This is a genomic window from Thermoflavimicrobium dichotomicum, assembly GCF_900114055.1.
Classification (GTDB): domain Bacteria; phylum Bacillota; class Bacilli; order Thermoactinomycetales; family Thermoactinomycetaceae; genus Thermoflavimicrobium; species Thermoflavimicrobium dichotomicum.
On record NZ_FORR01000007.1, the window covers coordinates 42294 to 57381 of the forward strand.

At 43.3% G+C, this 15088-nt stretch carries 14 protein-coding genes; 1 reads left to right on the top strand and 13 read right to left on the bottom strand.

What is annotated here, in order from left to right:
- Positions 1–14: 14 nt before the first annotated feature.
- The 6 genes from BMZ78_RS08710 to BMZ78_RS08735 form a co-directional block, all read right to left on the bottom strand.
- Positions 15–1019 carry a thiamine pyrophosphate-dependent dehydrogenase E1 component subunit alpha gene (locus BMZ78_RS08710; RefSeq protein WP_093229608.1) on the bottom strand — a complete coding sequence of 335 codons (1005 nt, stop codon included), beginning with the start codon at positions 1017–1019 and terminating at the stop codon, positions 15–17.
- A gap of 14 nt (positions 1020–1033) precedes the next feature.
- The gene (gene lpdA / locus BMZ78_RS08715; RefSeq protein WP_093229610.1) at positions 1034–2458 is read right to left on the bottom strand and encodes a dihydrolipoyl dehydrogenase; all 1425 of its coding nucleotides are present in this window, start codon (positions 2456–2458) and stop codon (positions 1034–1036) included.
- Positions 2459–2487: 29 nt separating this feature from the next.
- A complete protein-coding gene (locus BMZ78_RS08720) occupies positions 2488–2739 on the bottom strand; it encodes a hypothetical protein (RefSeq protein ID WP_139203297.1) in 252 nt (83 codons plus the stop codon).
- 55 nt (positions 2740–2794) lie between these two features.
- The gene (locus tag BMZ78_RS08725) at positions 2795–3892 is read right to left on the bottom strand and encodes a Glu/Leu/Phe/Val family dehydrogenase (RefSeq protein WP_093229613.1); all 1098 of its coding nucleotides are present in this window, start codon (positions 3890–3892) and stop codon (positions 2795–2797) included.
- A gap of 13 nt (positions 3893–3905) precedes the next feature.
- Complete coding sequence (yqiS, locus tag BMZ78_RS08730) at positions 3906–4826, bottom strand: phosphate butyryltransferase (protein WP_093229614.1); 921 nt, start codon at positions 4824–4826, stop codon at positions 3906–3908.
- Positions 4827–5030: 204 nt separating this feature from the next.
- Positions 5031–7082: a sigma 54-interacting transcriptional regulator gene (locus BMZ78_RS08735; RefSeq protein ID WP_093229616.1), complete on the bottom strand. Its 2052-nt coding sequence runs from the start codon at positions 7080–7082 to the stop codon at positions 5031–5033.
- 228 nt (positions 7083–7310) lie between these two features.
- Between BMZ78_RS08735 and BMZ78_RS08740 the strand changes: the two genes are divergently transcribed.
- The gene (locus BMZ78_RS08740; RefSeq protein ID WP_281244553.1) at positions 7311–8012 is read left to right on the top strand and encodes an MOSC domain-containing protein; all 702 of its coding nucleotides are present in this window, start codon (positions 7311–7313) and stop codon (positions 8010–8012) included.
- A gap of 262 nt (positions 8013–8274) precedes the next feature.
- Here the strand turns inward: BMZ78_RS08740 and moaA are convergent, their stop codons facing one another.
- From moaA to BMZ78_RS08775, 7 genes are all read right to left on the bottom strand, one after another.
- On the bottom strand, positions 8275–9288 hold the full coding sequence (gene moaA / locus BMZ78_RS08745) for a GTP 3',8-cyclase MoaA (RefSeq protein ID WP_093229619.1): 1014 nt from the start codon (positions 9286–9288) through the stop codon (positions 8275–8277).
- A 189-nt stretch (positions 9289–9477) separates the two neighbouring features.
- Entirely contained in the window at positions 9478–9723 is a 246-nt protein-coding gene (gene moaD, locus BMZ78_RS08750; protein ID WP_175482374.1) for a molybdopterin converting factor subunit 1, read from the bottom strand.
- A gap of 4 nt (positions 9724–9727) precedes the next feature.
- Positions 9728–10156, bottom strand: a complete 429-nt coding sequence (locus BMZ78_RS08755) for a molybdenum cofactor biosynthesis protein MoaE (protein ID WP_093229622.1) — start codon at positions 10154–10156, stop codon at positions 9728–9730.
- 91 nt (positions 10157–10247) lie between these two features.
- The gene (locus tag BMZ78_RS08760; RefSeq protein WP_093229623.1) at positions 10248–11453 is read right to left on the bottom strand and encodes a dihydrolipoamide acetyltransferase family protein; all 1206 of its coding nucleotides are present in this window, start codon (positions 11451–11453) and stop codon (positions 10248–10250) included.
- A gap of 29 nt (positions 11454–11482) precedes the next feature.
- Complete coding sequence (gene lpdA, locus BMZ78_RS08765; protein WP_093229625.1) at positions 11483–12901, bottom strand: dihydrolipoyl dehydrogenase; 1419 nt, start codon at positions 12899–12901, stop codon at positions 11483–11485.
- Between the two features lie 140 nt (positions 12902–13041).
- Positions 13042–14034 carry an alpha-ketoacid dehydrogenase subunit beta gene (locus tag BMZ78_RS08770; RefSeq protein ID WP_093229626.1) on the bottom strand — a complete coding sequence of 331 codons (993 nt, stop codon included), beginning with the start codon at positions 14032–14034 and terminating at the stop codon, positions 13042–13044.
- Positions 14024–15022 (bottom strand): thiamine pyrophosphate-dependent dehydrogenase E1 component subunit alpha, encoded by a 999-nt coding sequence (locus tag BMZ78_RS08775; RefSeq protein WP_093229628.1) that lies wholly within the window; start codon positions 15020–15022, stop codon positions 14024–14026. Before BMZ78_RS08775 ends, BMZ78_RS08770 begins: the two co-directional genes overlap by 11 nt.
- Positions 15023–15088 lie beyond the last annotated feature (66 nt).

A 15088-nucleotide genomic window follows, 5' to 3' on the forward strand; every position in this document is an offset into this window, starting at 1 on the left:
AACATTCCCCTTTCTTATGCATACACGTGTTTGTATAAATCTTCAGGATCTGGATAAGGCGCTTTTTCTGCATATTCCGTCGCTTCATCCACTTCATGCATCACCATCGCCAACAAATCCTGATCTTTTTCTTCTGTTAGCAGCCCTTTTTCCATCAAGTAACGTTTAAAGATAATGAGCGAGTCATATTTCCGCGCTGCTTCTACCTCTTCACGTGTACGATAGGTGCGATCATCATCATCACTGGAATGAGGTACCAAACGATAAGAGATGGCCTCGATCAGTGTTGGACCTTCGCCTCTTCGTGCCCGTTCTGCCGCTTCTTTTACGACTTTGTACACCGCTAGCGGATTACTGCCATCCACTTTGACTCCAGGGAATCCATAACCCTGTGCACGTGCTGACACATCCCCACCTGCCACTTGTTTGGTCAGTGGTACCGAAATCGCATACTTGTTATTTTCGACCATAAAGATCACAGGCAGGTTATGCACACCTGCAAAGTTACATGCTTCATGCCAGTCACCCTGATTGCTGGAACCTTCACCACAAGAAGTGAGCACAACATGGTCCTTTTTCTCCAGAATCCCGGCATAAGCAATTCCTACAGCATGCAACACCTGTGTAGTGACAGGGCTGGATCCGCTTAAAATTCGATAGCGCCGATCTCCATAATGCCCTGGCATTTGTCGTCCTCCACTATTGGGGTCATCCTTTTTCGCAAATGCTGCCAGCATATTATCCCGTGCCGTTTGACCAAATACCAGTACCATTCCCAGATCCCGATAGTAGGGGCATAACCAGTCTTTTGACTTGTCCAAGGCAAAAGCGGCACCTACCTGGATTCCTTCCTGTCCCTGACAGGAAATCACAAACGGAATCTTGCCAGCCCGATTTAACAACCACATACGCTCATCAATTTTGCGAGCCAATAGCATATAACGATACATTTCCAATACCTGGCCATCTGTCAATCCAAGCTCGGTGTGATCCAGCTCGTTAAAATCAAATTCACTCATGAAAAGTCCTCCTTTTAGCTATGAATTGCCTTGCCATCAACAGCCAAAGCGGCTTCCGCGAATACTTCTGATAAGGTAGGATGTGGATGAATCGTCTGGGAAATCTCCCATGCAGTCGCATCCAAAACCTTGGCTAAACCTGCTTCAGAAATGAGATCGGTAGCATGTGGTCCAATGATATGCACCCCTAATAAATCGTCTGTCTTTTTATCCGAAATGATCTTGACAAACCCATCGACTTGACCAAATACCAACGACTTGCCAACGCCTTTGAAAGGAAATTTGCCTACCTTTACTTCAAATCCTCTCTCTTTGGCTTCCGCTTCGGTCAAGCCAATACTTCCAATCTCAGGGCGGCTATAGGTACAGCGCGGGATCGCAAGGGGATCGATCGGATTCACTTTTTTTCCTGCCATATGTTCGACGGCCAGAATTCCTTCATGCGATGCTACATGAGCCAATTGATAACCGCCAATCACATCCCCAATCGCATAAATATGAGATTCTGCTGTTTGCATATAGGTGTTGACTTGAATGACACCTTTTTCTACCTTGATCGCTGTATTTGCCAGGCCAATATCTTCAATATTCGCCTGTCTTCCTACTGAAACGAGTACACGATCGGCCGTAAAAGAAAGGATTTCCCCATTCTTCTCTGCTTGCAACTGGACCTTATTCTCCTGAATGGAAGCGGTTTCAGAAAGAACTTTAGCTCCAGTGACCACTTTTACTTTTCGTTTCTTTAACAATCGTGTCATTTCTTTGCTAATATCTTCATCTTCAAAGGGGAGAATACGGTCCATATATTCAATAACGGTTACTTCCACGCCAAAATCGCTTAATAACGAGGCCCACTCGATGCCAATAACACCGCCACCGATGATGATCATCGAACGGGGCAATGACTCCAGTTCCAAAGCATGATCCGAATTAAGGATAAACTTTCCATCCACCTCCAGCCCGGGTAATGAACGGGGTCTGGAACCCGTAGCGATCAGTACAAATTGCGGAATCAACATATCGGATTCACTGCCATCTGCTTTTTCTACCGCAATTGTTCCGGGTTGAGGAGAAAAGATCGAAGGTCCCAGAATCCGTCCCGTCCCATAATAGATATCAATTTTGTTTTTCTTTAACAAATGCTCAACGGCTTTATGCAATTGGGAAACAACTTTTTCTTTCCGCTGTTGTACCAATGCCATATCCAGTTGTACATCCTGAACACGAATACCATATTCGGCACTATGTTTCATTTCATGGTAAATCTCTGCACTGCGCAACAGAGACTTGCTGGGAATACACCCCTTATGTAAACAAACCCCACCCACTTTTTCTTTCTCCACGATGGCTACTTTCATGCCCAAATGGGCAGCATGTACGGCTGCCACATATCCGCCAGGTCCTGCTCCCAGTACAACCAAATCATAATGCTCAGCCATCTGTTCACACTCCCTTCCTGAAATGTGAGCTACAGGTTCAACTCATCCCTGCTCCTCAATGAGAAGCGTGAATACCATATTCCCCAGAACACAAATCTTGAATCATCGCCATTTACTCTGTATGTTCCATCCTGAATCAATCGTAACAGTCCGCCACGGGCCACTACCGCATCCCATTTGCTGCGTGCTTCCAAAATCAATGGTTTGCACAGTGGATACGGATCAACTAGCTCCTCACATGGAGTGAGTGGATCAGGATCATGGCGTTGTGATTGTTCCAAGATACGTAGAATTTGACCCTGGATGAATGGCTGGGACCCGAAGCGGTGTATTTTTTTACCGATGATCAAAATGCAAAATACTACGCTCATTGCTCAAGAATGTGCTGCGAGATTTACGAACAGACTCAATCCGTTCTTCTGCCATTCGATCAGCTGCCTTGTAGCTCGGGATTCCATCCCGTTCGGAAATTTCAAATACCTTTAATATAGTATCATAGATCCCTTCCACTTTCTTCATCGCCCGCTCACGATTGTATCCATATAGCTCATCCGCAACATTAATGACTCCACCCGCATTAATGACATAATCGGGGGCATATACAATTCCTTTCTGTTCCAACATATCTCCATGCCGGTCTTCTTTCAGCTGGTTATTTGCCGCTCCTGCAATCACTTTACATTTAAAGCGTTCTATCGTTTCATCATTCACAACGGCTCCCAGTGCACAGGGGGCAAAAATATCACAGTCTACATCATAAATTTCATTTGGATTGACAGCTTGTGCCCCGAATTCTTGAACAGCGCGTTTCACTGAATCCGGATTGATATCGGTCACAATTAACTGTGCTCCTTCTTCATGCAAATATTTGCAGAGATTATAAGCCACATTACCTACTCCTTGTACAGCGACCGTTTTTCCTTTCAGTGAATCATCACCAAAAGCGACTTTGGCTGTTGCTTTCATCCCGCGATATACTCCGTAAGCAGTTACAGGAGAAGGGTTGCCACTGGATCCAAATGCTGGAGAAACCCCTGTCACATATTTTGTTTCCATATAGATCAAATCCATGTCTTCTACAGTCGTTCCGACATCTTCAGCCGTGATATAACGCCCATTCAATCCTTGAATAAAACGTCCAAACGCCCGAAACAGCTCTTCACTTTTATCCTTTTTGGGATCACCGATAATAACTGATTTTCCTCCGCCCAAATTAAGGCCAGCCGCTGCATTTTTATAAGTCATCCCCCGAGCCAAGCGCAAAGCATCCGTAATCGCTTCTTCTTCCGTTTGATAATTCCACATCCGGCATCCCCCAAGTGCAGGACCCAGGGTAGTGTCATGAATGGCAATAATCGCTTTTAATCCCGAATTTTTATCTTGGCAAAAAACGAGTTGCTCATAGTCGTACTTCGTCATCACTTCAAAAATCATGAGACCTTGCCTCCTAAACGTTTTTTTGATAACTCGCCTGAATGACCGCCAATGCAATCGAATACAATTTCGATTCATGTGTATCGGCCCGCGATGTCAAAATGACGGGATTTCGAGCTCCCAAAACCAATCCCCCTAGATGGCTGCCTCCAAAGTATACCAAAGATTTATATAACAGATTTCCCGCTTCAATATCCGGAACAAGCAATACATCTGCCCGACCAGCTACTTCACTGTCGATCTTTTTGTGTTTGGCTGCCCGAATTGAAACAGCATTATCCAAACCAAACGGACCATCGATCACAGCGCCTTTGATCTGCCCTCGTCGATTCATCTGGGTTAAAACAGCAGCTTCCACAGTCGGCGGCATATTGGGATTGACCACTTCAACTGCTGCCAAACAAGCAATTTTGGGATTCTCATTTCCCAAAGAATGACAAAACTCAATCACATTCTCCAAAATCTGTTTTTTCTCCTGAAGTGTTGGAGCCACATTTAAAGCTGGATCAGTAATATGAATCAAACGATCATAACCTGGTGCTTCAAAAACAGCCACGTGGCTTAACACTTTTCCCGTACGTAAACCCTTTTCTTTATTTAACACGGCACGCAAAAAGTCGGAAGAATGCACCATCCCTTTCATGACGACATCAGCTCGATCTATCCTTACAGCCTCTACCGCTTTTGCACAAGCCTCCAAATGAGACTTTGTATGAATCACTTCATCTGAAGTTAATTCCAAACCTACTTTTTCACTCAGGCTCTCAATATGTTGTTGATCGCCAAACAATCGAAATTGAGCTATATTCCGTTTTTTGGCATCACGTACCGCTTCCAACACTTCGATATCTTCTGCTGCGGCTACTGCTACGGTTACTGGTTCCAACATCTCAGCTTTGGCCAGTGCTTGATCCAATGCTTTAATCATTTCCATTTTTTGCAACTCCTTTACCGACATGCTCAATAATATAGTCTGCCCCTATATTTTTTGCATTTAGTCGGTCACCATACGGTAAATGCAAAATTGGTGCCAAGCCCCATGCCGCATATTGTTAGGGAGAATCCGTAATCCATGAGCTCCAAATTTGCAAATCGATGCATAATATCTGCAATAAATTGCTTGCAAAAAATTGCATATTCAAAGCAAACCATACCGTTCCAGCTTGTAATACAGACTTCGAATCGAAATTCCCAATCGTCGGGCGGTTTCCACCTTATTTTTATGACAAGCCATATACACTTCGGTAATATATTCTTTTTCCACTTCGGAAAGCCTTTCTTTTAAAGTCTGTTGCTTAACCGAGATGATCTTATTGGGACTCTCAGTTACAGAAGATGCCACTTCCAGTGATGGAAGGTGGAAACGCTGAATCATCTTTTCATTAAAAGCCATGTGAATCATGGCTCTTCCCAGCACATTTTCCAGCTCACGTACATTTCCAGGCCAGGAGTACCGGGACAAAACGGCCAAGGCATCTGGAGCGATCCCTTCAACTGAACGTCCATATTCCTGATTCAGTTTTTTAATTAAATGAATGGAAAGAGCATATAAATCATCTTTACGCAGTCGTAGTGGAGGGATGTGAATCGGAACAACATTTAACCGATAATACAAATCTTCGCGAAACCGTTTTTCCTGAATGGCCTTCTCCAAAGACACATTGGTTGCTGCAATAATTCGTACATCAACAGAAATCGACTTGGTTCCTCCCACCCTTGTCACTTCTTTTTCTTGCAATACACGGAGCAATTTGGCTTGTGTACTGGGCTTTAGCTCACCGATTTCATCCAAAAAAATCGTTCCTCCATTTGCTTCTTCAAATAATCCTTTTTTTCCACCTCGTCTTGCTCCGGTAAACGCTCCTTCTTCATAACCAAATAACTCACTTTCCAACAGGGTCTCGCTTAATGCTGCACAATTGACACGAACAAACTGATTATATTTTCGGTTACTTGCATTATGAATTGCATGAGCAAACAGTTCCTTCCCTGTCCCGGATTCACCACGCAATAAAACCGTTGCACGGGTATTGGCAGCTTGCTTGGCCATCTCAATAGCCATCTGGATCTCTTCACTAACTCCTACAATATCATCAAACGTATATTTTGCTTCCAATGTTCGGATGATCCGCTTTGCTTTTTCCAAATCCCGATATAACTGTTTAATCTCGGAGGTATCGTGAAGGATTCCCACACTTCCTTTTAGCTCTCCATTAATAATAATGGGCGCAACATTTACAACGACTTCCCGTCGGTGGGGGCCTACCTTCATTTGGACACCGCGGACGGGTTTACGGGTTTTCAGCACTTTCATATGCATACTCTCGCCTTCAGAAATATCCACATTTGCCGGCTTTCCAATCACTTCTTCAGCGGTTAGGCCGGTAAGACGGGTATATGCCGGATTGATTAAAATTCCTTTCCCTTCTTCATCCACCACCGAAATGGCATCATCTGATGAATCAATAATCGCTTGTAACAAACTTTTCATGTCCTTTAAATTGGTTAGTTGTTCCGTTAAATGTTGTAACTCACTGACATCACGAAAGACTGAAACTGCACCAATCACGCGTCCAGAACGATCTTTCACGGGTACACGATTGGTCACAATTGCTCGTTCACCAGAAATCTCCTGCTTTTGGTTTAACTCTGGCTTCCCGCTTTTTAATACCACATCCAATCGTGTATAAGGAACCGCTTTACTTACATCTTTCCCCAACACATCTTTGGCCTTCATTCCCAATAACCGCTCTGCCGCCCGATTGAATAGTGTAATCTGGCCATACTGATTCACAGCCACCATTCCATCATGGGTCGAATTGATAATCGCCTCCAGCTCATGTTGTCTTTGTCGTAAATTTTGGAACAATCGCTCATTTTCTTTGATTAGATGTGCCATCAATTCGATCACGGAACCAGAAACGAGTACAGTATTAGTCGGCTTTTCTTTCATTAATCGCTGATGCACCACCGGATCTCCAGTTGCGTCTAAAATGATGTCCGGTTCATCCACTAAAAAAGGCAACCACTCCTGACCAGTGGTAATCCCGCGTTTCTTCGCCTCTTGAATGGCAGGCGCATCTGCTTTCACATCGATCACACCCATGACCTGAACACGATCAATCATGGATAGAATACGTAATATCGCTGCTCCACTTTTTCCTCCACCCACAATTAAAATCTTTTGCATCACACTCACCTTTACTGTTTATTTCCATTCCAGATCCATTATTTATTATAAGAGATTTAAAACACCTTTACCCATGATAAATCACAGGTAAAGGTGCAGTTATTTGGTATTGTCCTGACAGGAATTCCCCAAATCATTATTTAATGCTTATACTTATTAAAAAATGCATTTGTTTTTTATGCCTAAAGGAGTGGACGGTCAGATGAAACCAATTGGGAAGTAAAAGAAATCATGAGATACCCGGTCAAATCTTTTCAGGGAGATAGCGTTCAGAGGACGAAGGTAATGGAATATGGTCTCTATGGCGACCGCAGCCATGCTTTCCTGGATGAAACAAGACCCGGCAAATTCCTGACCATTACGCAATGTCCTGAAATGGTAAAGTATAAAGCGAGGTTCTTGGGAGAGGAATTGTTGGAGCACTATCCACCTTTGGAAATTACTACTCCCGACGGGAAGGTTTATTTTTGGGAGGATGCCGAACTACAGCATCGCATTGAGCAGATGTCCAACAGGAAAGTTTCGCTGGTGAAGTATCCCCCTACACACGTGCCTTTCGGAGCCATTGAGGAGGAACATGTGCAGTTTGTTACGGACGCTTCGCTTGAGAAAATGCAGGAGTTGTGGGGGAAAATGAGTGATGCCAGGCGGTTTCGCCCCAATTTCCTGTTTACCCTGTACGAAAAGATCCCTTTCATTGAAGACAACTGGTTAGGCAAAATTCTCAAAATCGGAGAAGTTGAACTGGAGGTTAAAAGGCATTGTGAACGTTGCATGATCATAACGGTTGATCCGGAAGACGCCAGTCGCGACTCGACTTTGCTCAAGACCGTAGTAAAAGAACGAAACAATTACTTTGGAGTTTATGCTACTGTGATCAAACCAGGAGAGGTGGAAGTAGGACAACAGGTGTTTCTGATCGAATCCTGAAGGTGCAGTGCAATTCGGTGGTGATTTTCCACTGTACTCACACTTGCTCCATCCACATAGAAGATCTAAAGAGCTAGCTCTACAGATTGTTGACAAAGTTTCCGTTAATTGCCGGTTTTCCTTTTCCGTTTCACTCCCGTTGCTTACAAGCAATAAGTCGTTCAACTGGAAAAGGAAAACCGTGTTTGTCAACGGACTCAAGAGCTACAAGCTCTAAGAACTTCTATGTGGGTTAGCTCCAAGTGATGTGAAGCCGGCTTTTTCAACCGCCGATATAGAACATTTCAATTTTATTGTCTTTTTGCTTTTTTTGTAATGAACGCTCTTCTGAATAACGATCTTTGCGATGTCGCCAAATGTCTTCGATGAACTGCCCAATTTCCTGATCAGAGGCTCCGGAGCGGAGGAGGGTAAGAAGGTTGTAGCCTTTGGAAGCAAACAGACAAGTGTATAAGTGCCCATCTGAAGATAAGCGAGCACGCGTGCACGAAGAACAGAATGGAGCAGTAATAGAAGAAATTACACCAAATTCCTCATTCGAACCCAGATAACGATATCGGGATGCCACTTCTCCAAAGTAGTTGGATTCGATTTGTTCGACTGGCATTTCCGCATGAATTCTGCTGACAATTTCTTCTTTGGAGACCACTTGATTCATGTCCCAGCCATTGGAGTTGCCTACATCCATGTATTCAATAAAGCGCACAATATGTCCGCTACCTCGAAAATACCGGGCAAATGACACGATCTCATCATCATTGATTCCCTTAATGACGACCATATTGATTTTCACTCGGAGTCCTGCTTTTGCAGCAGCTTCAATTCCTTCAAGAACATCCTTCACACTGTATTTACGCGAGTTCAGGCGAGCAAATGTCTCATCTCGGAGTGTATCCAGGCTGACATTAATCCGATCCAAACCGGCTTCTTTGAGCAGAGGGGCTTGCTTTTTCAAGAGAACGCCATTTGTGGTAAGCGAAATGTCTTGGACTGGTTGGATGGAGTATAGCTTGTGAATCAGTTCTGGAAGGTCTTTTCTCAAAAGTGGTTCGCCGCCTGTAATGCGGATTTTCTTCACACCCATGGATGCAAAAATGCGTGTTATTCGGGCGATTTCATCAAAGCTGAGCATCTGGTCCGGTTTCAGAAATGGATAGTTCTTGTCATAGATCTCCTCGGGCATACAGTATCTGCAACGAAAATTGCAACGATCTGTTACCGAAATGCGCAAATCTCTAAGTGGTCGTCCGAGTACATCGGTTATACTTTTCGCCATTATGAACCCCCTTTTTTTCCGTTCATCTCCAATATCTGTGCTTGACATTTGTTATACATGATCCCCAGCGATTTTTACCCAACATTAATAGGAAACGAGCCCCATAGGGATGAAGACATCCATGTCCAAATTGCAGTTACAAGTTGCGGGGCTCATTTATGCGTGACCATTCTTTATTTTTCCTGATTATTATCCACCACTGACAGGCGGAATCAAGGCAATCTGATCATCTTTTCTGATTATTGTTTCTTCTGTTACATACTCATGATTTACAGCAATCATACACATTTCGATGGTATGTTGATGCTGGGGATAACTCTTTATGATTCGTTCGCGCAGTTGATGTACCGTAAGTTCTGTTTCCACAGGAATCTCCAGAAACTTGCCGATCTTTTCCCCCAAATTGGCGAAACAGAGTATTTTTAATTTTTCCATGCAGTCACCTACTTTCAGAGCAAGTGCATTCAACCCAAAAGGATCCGTCTTCTCGGTACTCCTTTTTCCAGATCGGGACAAACTCTTTAACCCGATCAATCGCATACCGGCAAGCCTCAAAAGCATCTTTTCGATGGGGGGCAGAAACAGCAATGCCGACAGCCACCTCTTCGGTATCTAAGCGACCGACTCGATGAACCATTGCTATTTTTCTACATTGGAATTTTTCCAGCACTTCGTTCCCGATTCTTTCCAACATCTTCTCGGCCATTTCTTGATATGCTTCATATTCCAAATATAAGGTTCTCTTTCCGTTGGTCAATTCGCGAACTGTCCCCATAAAGGTGCATACAGCTCCGCAATTTGGATCTTTTACCCACTCGATCAGGCGTTGAATTTCAATTTCCTCTTGTGTAATCGCAAAGTTTTTCAATGATGCTCAACTCCCATGGTCCGATCAGATGCCCTTATGACAAGCATCTTTTGGAAGGTTGAATGTCAGTTATTCAATGGATATCACTTTTTCAAAAAATCTTCCAACGATCCGACTGTAGATGTTGAACCAAATCGATCATGAATTTGGCTCCATCTGCTCCATCTATGGTTCGGTGGTCAAAAGAAGCATTCACAATGAGAATGGGTTTTATTTCTACTCGATTATCTACAACGACTGGTTGTTCTCTAACTTGTCCTACAGCTAAGATACCTGTTTCAGGGGGGTTTACAATGGCTACAAATTCATCAATTTCAAATGAGGCCAGATTTGAAATGGTAAAAGTACCATTGCTCATTTCTTCAGGCTTTAAGATTCCTTTTTTGGCTTTTTCAATTAATTCAATCCGTCTTTTGGCAATCTCCGCCAATGACATTTGATCAGCATGATGAATCACTGGTACTACCAGTCCATCATCTACCGCTACTGCAAGTCCAATATTGACATCATCATGTTCATAAATGTATGGTTTTGTATCGGAATCGATATATGAGGCATTTACTCTAGGATGTTTTTTTAATGTCAATGCAACAGCCTGAATCAGAAAATCGTTCATTGACAACCGGATTCCGATCGATTCTTCAAAACTTGAAACCAATAGATTACGAATTCGCAGGATGTTTGTGACATCCACCTGTTTCTTTAATTGAAACTGGGGAACCGTCATAAAACTTTGCGTCATTCGTTCAGCGATCACTTTTCTCATTCGGGTAAGAGGTACATGTTTTCCTTTTCCTCTCGGGGTTGTCAATGTTTCCGAAACAGTGTTTTTCACTGTCTTGGTTACCGTTTTTGATTCCTTAAGAGATTTTTGTGCAATTGCCTCTTGCACATCCCTCAATAGGATCCTGCCTCTTGGTCCGGAACCTCTTATTTCTTCTATTTCAATCCCGTTTTCTCGTGCTAATTTTCTTGCTGCTGGTGACATTCTAATTCGTTTTGGTTCATCAACAGGAGAATCATTTTCTTGAAGCGTGTTTACCGGTTCATCTTGTTTCTCTGTATTCGAGATATAACCCAATACTGTACCAACGGTTACAACTTCGCCCTCTTTAACCAGTATATCTTGAAGGATACCGTCGGCAGGCGCCTCGACTTCCAGGGCGGCTTTATCCGTTTGGATCGTAAGGATGACTTCATTTTTTTCTACAAAATCACCAACTTTTTTTTCCCATGCCAGCACTTCTGCCTCTTCCATCGTTAACCCCATTTTCGGGAGTACTATTTCCGTAGTCATGATCGTGTACCTCCCTCGATTTACATCATTTATCCGTTAATTTCCTGACCTTCAACAGCTAAAGCCGCTTCTCCAAAAATTTCGTTCAGCGTAGGATGAGGGTGGATCGTTAAGGAAACTTCCCAAGCAGTCGCTTCCAACAGCATACCCAGAGCTTGCTCTCCGATTAATTCGGTTGCATCGGTTCCAATGATGTGTACCCCGATGATTTGGTCTGTTCTTGCATCACAAATCAGCTTTGCAAAACCATCGGAATTCCCAAGGGTTAAAGCTCTACCAATCCCTTTGAACGGGAATTTCCCGACTTTAATTTCCAATCCTTTTTGTATGGCTTCTTGTTCGGTCAATCCGATACTTGCGACCTGAGGATGAGAGTAAACACATCTTGGAACCAACAACGGTTGATACGGATGTACTTCACTCTCAGTCATATGATCCACGGCTATGATTCCTTGGTGAGCAGCCACATGAGCCAATTGGTAGGACCCTGTAATATCACCGATCGCATACAGACCTTTTATGGTTGTTTCTTGAAATTCATTTACTGGAACAAATCCCTGGGATATATCAATCCCCAGTTGCTCCAAACCAATATCTTTGATATTATTCGTTCTACCAACAGCAATAAGAAGCAAGTCTGCTTCCACCTTGAATTCCGTATGACCCGAACGTAGAACCGGAATTTGCACACCAGTATCCGAAATATTTAGACCCTCAAGATTGGCTTTTGAATCAAGCAAAAGTTCAATTTTTTTCTTGGTCATAATTCGTTTCATTTCTTTACTTATATCTTCATCCTCGAAAGGTAGCAGTCTGTTTTGTTGCTCAATGATCTTTACTTTACTGCCAATTTCGTGAAAAATGGTAGCAAATTCGACACCTATAACACCACCTCCAAGGATTGCAATCGAACCCGGAATATCATCCATATCTAACATTTGGTCACTTGTCACCACTTTATTTCTTACCAATTTCAATGGAGATGGCAAAGCAGGCTTGGATCCTGTCGCTATAATGACATTGGATGTCTTAAACTCAAGTACTTCTTTTTCTTTCCTCACTTGAACAAAAAAATCTCTACCGTCGTGTTTCGTTATTTTTCCAAAACCAGATTCAACCTGAATTTTGTTTTTTTTCATCAAATATTGAATCCCCTGATAAAGTTGATGGATTACTGCTTCTTTTCTTTTCATCAACTTCTCTACTGAGATTTGGGGATTACCCTCAATTTCAATTCCCCAATCGCTAGCCAAGGAATTGATTTTGTTAAAAAGACTTGAACATTCCAATAAGGTTTTAGTCGGAATGCATCCCTTGTGAAGACACGTCCCGCCTAATTTGTCCTTTTCAATCAGAAGTACTTTCAAGCCTTTTTTGGCTGCCCGAATTGCGGCAGTATATCCCCCAGTTCCACCGCCAATAATCGCTAAATCATAAAAAGCGTCCATAACTTCCACCTTTGTTTTTTGAGTATTCGAGTTTTATATAAATCCGTTTATCCTATGAATCGTACCGGTTTTCGGAAACATTTCTCTTCAGTTTAATGCAGGATCCCTGCACTTTGGCGAAGAACAGATGATAAAAGAACTTACACTGACAGATATAGAGCGTTTCTCGCTGCATCGACAATATCCCGTACCTGGGGAAGCATTTCTTTTTCCAAATTCAAGTTATAAGGAATGGGAACGTCTTCAGCACCTACTCTCAGCACTGGCGCATCCAGTTCGTCAAACGCTTCTTCCTGAATTCTGGCGGCTACTTCTGCTCCCCACCCATACGATCTGGTTGCTTCATGAACAATGACCAATCGATGGGTTTTTTGCACCGATTTCTTTACCAACTCCAAGTCCAACGGTACCAACGTGCGGAGGTCAATAACTTCCGCCTCAATTCCCTCATTTTGAAGTTCCCTGGCAGCGTCAAGACAAAAATGAACCATTCTTGATAAGGAAACGATCGTAACATCCTTACCTTCTCTTTTTATATCGGCCTGTCCTAGAGGAATGAAATATTCTTCGCTAGGCACTTCACCCTTCTGATTGTAAAGCATTTTATGTTCTATAAAGATGACCGGACATTCCTCTCGAATCGATGATTTCAGTAATCCCTTCGCATCGTATGGAGTGGAAGGTACAACCACTTTAAGTCCTGGAACATGCGCAAACATCGTTTCCAGACTTTGAGAATGCTGTGCAGCATTTCCTCTTCCTCCACCTCCTTGGGTACGAATGACCAATGGAACTTTGGTTTGGCCCCCGGACATGTAGGTCATCTTTGCTGCCTGGTTCAAAATTTGATCCATGGCCACGAGGGTGAAGTCCACCCACATGATCTCCACAACCGGTTTCATCCCAGTCATAGCGGCTCCAATCCCTGCCCCGGTAAATCCTGTTTCGGAAATCGGGGTATCTATGACTCTGTCACTGCCGAATTCATCCAATAAACCTTTGGTTACCTTGAAAACACCACCATATGCTCCTATATCTTCACCCAGAAGAATAACATTTGGATCTGCTTTCATTTCCTCTCTCAGGGCCTCATTGATGGCTTCAGCATACGTAATCACTCTTTTAGTAGACATCGGTAAAGATCTCCTCCATTCCAGGTTGATCTGCTTCCATCGCCCGTTTGGCTACAGTATCGATTTCCTTGTAGATTTGATTCTGGATTTCATCCAATCTGTCTTCATCCAATAATTTTTCGTCCAAGCACACTTGTCGAAAGCGTTTGATGGGTTCCTTTTGTCTCCACTCTGCGACTTCTTCTTTGGTGCGATAGGTTTCCGGATCTCCAAACATATGACCTACAAGTCGATAGGTTTTTGCCTCAATAAGCGTCGGTCCCTCACCCGAACGTGCGCGATCTACAGCTGTTTTGGTTGCTTCATGCACAGCTCGAACATCATTTCCATCTACGACAATGGAGGGTATGCGGTAAGCGGCACCTCTTTCGGCAAGATCCTCATTTAACGTGGAGTGTTTTATTGGAGTCATTTCGGCATAAAGATTGTTTTCACAAACAAACACAACCGGAAGCTTTAAAACAGCAGCCAAATTTAACGCCTCATGAAAAGCACCTTGATTTGTTGCACCATCTCCGAAAAAGGTTAAGGCAATCTGCCCTGTTTTCTTATTTTTGGCAGTTAAAGCGGCACCGACGGCGATCGGAATTCCGGCACCAACGATTCCATTCGCACCTAAAATCCCCAATTCGCGGCATGCAATATGCATCGGCCCCCCTTTTCCCTTGCAATATCCATCTTTTCGTCCCAACATCTCAGCAAATAACTTATAAGGATCTGCCCCTTTTGCTATTGCTTGACCGCGACCACGGTAACTGATGGTTATATAGTCATCCGTATTCAGATTCATGCATACACCTGTCGCTACAGCTTCTTGCCCGATATAGGAGTGAAGTGAACCTCCCATCAGTCCTTGTTTATACAACTCGATACATTTCTCTTCAAATGCCCGGATTAGATTCATGGTACGCCAGGCTTCTTCCGCTTTTCGTTGATCCCCGTGCCATGTCTGTTCGCCTAATTCAAAGAACTGTAATAATTGTCCCATTTGTTTCCCTCCTCTGGTTTTTGTTTTATTATTTGAAATTCATAACACAATCATTTGTAAAATCAT